Annotated in this window: 2 tRNA genes and 2 rRNA genes; all 4 read right to left on the reverse strand. The window is 55.7% G+C overall.

The features are described from left to right. Positions 1–56: 56 nt before the first annotated feature. A 5S ribosomal RNA gene (gene rrf, locus D7X55_RS37205) occupies positions 57–173 on the reverse strand. A gap of 181 nt (positions 174–354) precedes the next feature. Further along, positions 355–3,321, reverse strand: a 23S ribosomal RNA gene (locus tag D7X55_RS37210). Between the two features lie 292 nt (positions 3,322–3,613). After that, positions 3,614–3,686 (reverse strand) — tRNA-Ala (locus D7X55_RS37215). Between the two features lie 56 nt (positions 3,687–3,742). Beyond that, positions 3,743–3,819, reverse strand: a tRNA-Ile gene (locus tag D7X55_RS37220). Between the last annotated feature and the right edge of the window lie 6 nt (positions 3,820–3,825).

Raw genomic sequence — 3,825 nt, forward strand, 5'->3', positions numbered from 1 at the left:
AAGCCCGCAAAGACAAAGCCCCTGGCGCCTTGCGGCACCAGGGGCTTTCAAAAAGAATCCGGCAGCGACCTACTCTCCCACGCGGTTTCCCGCGGAGTACCATCGGCTCTGGAGGGCTTAACTTCCGTGTTCGGGATGGGAACGGGTGTGACCCCTCCGACATTGCCACCGGAAAAGCGAATGACGGTGCATACGAAGGGTAAGTTGCAAGGCTTCTGCCTTGAGTGAAGTCTCTTCAGTTGAAGAAGAGGTATGAAACAGCTGCCTTCCGGGCGGACGCACATAGTGGCGTCCTGGCCTCGGCCTTGGCCCCGAGTCCCTTACTCCCCACGAGGGGGCATGCAAGAGAATGGGGGAAGTAAGCCGCTCGACTTATTAGTACTGGTTAGCTTAACGCGTTACCGCGCTTACACACCCAGCCTATCAACGTGGTAGTCTTCCACGAGTCTTCAGGGGCTTGCGCCCGGGATACCTGGTCTTGAGGTCGGTTTCCCGCTTAGATGCTTTCAGCGGTTATCCAATCGGCACATGGCTACCCAGCGATGCCTCTGGCGAGACAACTGGTACACCAGCGGTGCCTCCAACCCGGTCCTCTCGTACTAAGGTCAGAGCCTCTCAAGTATCCTACGCCCACAGCAGATAGGGACCAAACTGTCTCACGACGTTTTGAACCCAGCTCGCGTACCGCTTTAATTGGCGAACAGCCAAACCCTTGGGACCTGCTCCAGCCCCAGGATGCGATGAGCCGACATCGAGGTGCCAAACCTCCCCGTCGATGTGAACTCTTGGGGGAGATAAGCCTGTTATCCCCGGAGTACCTTTTATCCGTTGAGCGATGGCCCTTCCATTCAGGACCACCGGATCACTATGACCTGCTTTCGCACCTGCTCGACCTGTCGGTCTCGCAGTCAAGCTCCCTTATGCCATTGCACTCGACGCCCGGTTTCCAATCGGGCTGAGGGAACCATCGCGCGCCTCCGTTACTTTTTGGGAGGCGACCGCCCCAGTCAAACTACCCACCAGACAGTGTCCCAGTCCCGGCTGACGAGACGTGGTTAGACACCAGAAATCAACAGGGTGGTATTTCACCGTTGCCTCCACCGAACCTAGCGGCCCGGCTTCAAAGGCTCCCACCTATCCTACACAGTCAATCCCTAGTGTCACTGTCAAGTTGTAGTAAAGGTTCACGGGGTCTTTCCGTCTTGCTGCGGGTAAACTGCATCGGCACAGCTATTTCAATTTCGCTGAGTCCCTCTCCGAGACAGTGCGGAAGTCGTTACTCCATTCGTGCAGGTCGGAACTTACCCGACAAGGAATTTCGCTACCTTAGGACCGTTATAGTTACGGCCGCCGTTTACTGGGGCTTCGGATCATCGCTTCGCCTTGCGGCTGACGAATCCCCTTAACCTTCCAGCACCGGGCAGGAGTCAGACCCTATACGTCGGCTTGTCGCCTTCGCAGAGTCCTGTGTTTTTGGTAAACAGTCGCTACCGCCATTTCTCTGCAACCTCTCTCGGCTTCGGCTGTACGCCTACACCTACCAGAGGCCCACCTTCTTCCGAAGTTACGGTGGAAATTTGCCTAGTTCCTTGGAGGAGAGTTCTCTCAAGCGCCTTAGGATTTTCTCCTCACCCACCTGTGTCGGTTTGCGGTACGGACACCCTGCAGACTCCCTGCGGGACTTTTCTTGGAAGCCGAGCATCAGCGACTTACCCCTTGCGGGGCGCCATGGGGTCTCGGGGATAGCTGCCGCGCCTTTATTCGTACGCGACACCCCTACGCCTTTAGACTGACACAACCACCGGTCAGCTCGCCTAGCTTTCTCCGTCCTCCCTCAGTTCAACGTCTGCAAGATGGCGCAGGAATATTAACCTGCTTGCCATCACCTACGCCTTTCGGCCTCGGCTTAGGACCCGGCTAACCCTGGGAAGATTAACTTGACCCAGGAAACCTTGGGTTTACGGCGAGGGGGTTTCTCACCCCCTTTATCGCTACTCATTTCGGCATCAGCACTCCCAGTCGCTCCAGCGGCCCTTTCGGTCCACCTTCGCTGCAACTGGGACGCTCCCCTACCGCCATGCATGCCTGGCATGCATGACCCGAAGCTTCGGCACTAGTCTTGAGCCCCGTTACATTTTCGGCGCGGCCTGTCTTGACCAGTGAGCTATTACGCTTTCTTTAAAGGATGGCTGCTTCTAAGCCAACCTCCTGGTTGTCAATGACCTGCCACATCCTTTCTAGTGTTCACTTAGACTAGATTTGGGGGCCTTAGCTGTCGGTCTGGGTTATTCCCCTCTTGCCAATGGACGTTATCACCCACTGACTGCGTCCCGGGATAACAATTGCCGGCATTCGGAGTTTGATACGGTTTGGTAATCTGGTGAGACCCCTAGCCGTTTCAGTGCTCTACCTCCGGCATTGAATTACCCGAGCCGATACCTAAATATCTTTCGGGGAGAACCAGCTATCACGGAGTTTGATTGGCCTTTCACCCCTACACACAGCTCATCCCAGAAATTTTCAACTTTCATGAGTTCGGTCCTCCATGCGGTGTTACCCGCACTTCAACCTGGCCATGTGTAGATCACCCCGCTTCGGGTTATAATACACGCAACTTAGCGCCCTATTCGGACTCGCTTTCGCTCCGGCTCCACCTAACGGCTTAGCCTCGCTACGTATATTAAGTCGCCGAATCATGATGCAAAAGGTACGCTCTCGCACTGGCTTGCGCCGTAGTGCTCGAACTGCTTGTAGACATGCGGTTTCAGGTTCTTTTGACTCCCCTCACCGGGGTTCTTTTCACCTTTCCCTCGCGGTACTTGTTCACTATCGGTCGCCAAGGAGTATTTAGGCTTACCGGATGGTCCCGGCAGATTCAGACAGGATTGCACGTGTCCCGTCTTACTTGGGTAACCCGCTCAGCTCCAGTTGGCTTTCGTGTACGCGACTATCACGCTCTTTGGTGCGTCTTTCCAGGACGCTTCCACTAGCCCTCCAGAGTCCTACCGCGGACCCGCTACCCCATCGCCATTTGCATGGCGCTGGTTTGGCCTCTTCCCATTTCGCTCGCCACTACTTTGGGAATCACTCATTGTTTTCTCTTCCTCAGGGTACTGAGATGTTTCACTTCCCCTGGTTTGCTCTGCAAACCTATGAATTCAGTTTGCAGTAACGCAGCTATTCGCCGCGCTGGGTTTCCCCATTCGGACATCTCCGGATCAACGTTTGGTTGGCAACTCCCCGAAGCTTTTCGCAGCCACCCACGTCCTTCATCGCCTCTTGGCACCTAGGCATCCACCGCACGCCCTTAGTAGCTTACTTGCCCTAATCTCTTGTCTAACGCCCGCCTCCCGGCGGATTTTCGAAACTCGGAGACCAAGGCCCAGACCTCTGCTCTTCGCTAGCAGGCCCGGAAGACATTCTTTATTGCTGTTTCTCTACTGCTTCTTCATGTGTGGGAGACTTCGTTCCCCTCTACCCGGCTGCCTCGCGGCGCCTGGTAAAGCAGATTTCGAAGTCGGCACTTCTGTCGAGAACTTCACTCAGCAGAAATTGCAACTTACCCTTCGTATGCACTTGTCAAAGAACGTCCCTGCGACTTCCAGGAAACTTGTGGAGCTGATCGGGTTCGAACCGACGACATCCAGCTTGCAAAGCTGGCGCTCTCCCAGCTGAGCTACAGCCCCGACTCTCGCGTCAGCACCATTCACCCTTTCGCTTCCCTCCAGTGAGGAAAGAAGAGTGGTGGGCCTAGGTGGACTTGAACCACCGACCTCGCGCTTATCAGGCGCGCGCTCTAGCCAGCTGAGCTATAGGCCCAGGGGG

Source organism: Corallococcus sp. AB049A (assembly GCF_003668885.1).
GTDB lineage: Bacteria > Myxococcota > Myxococcia > Myxococcales > Myxococcaceae > Corallococcus > Corallococcus interemptor.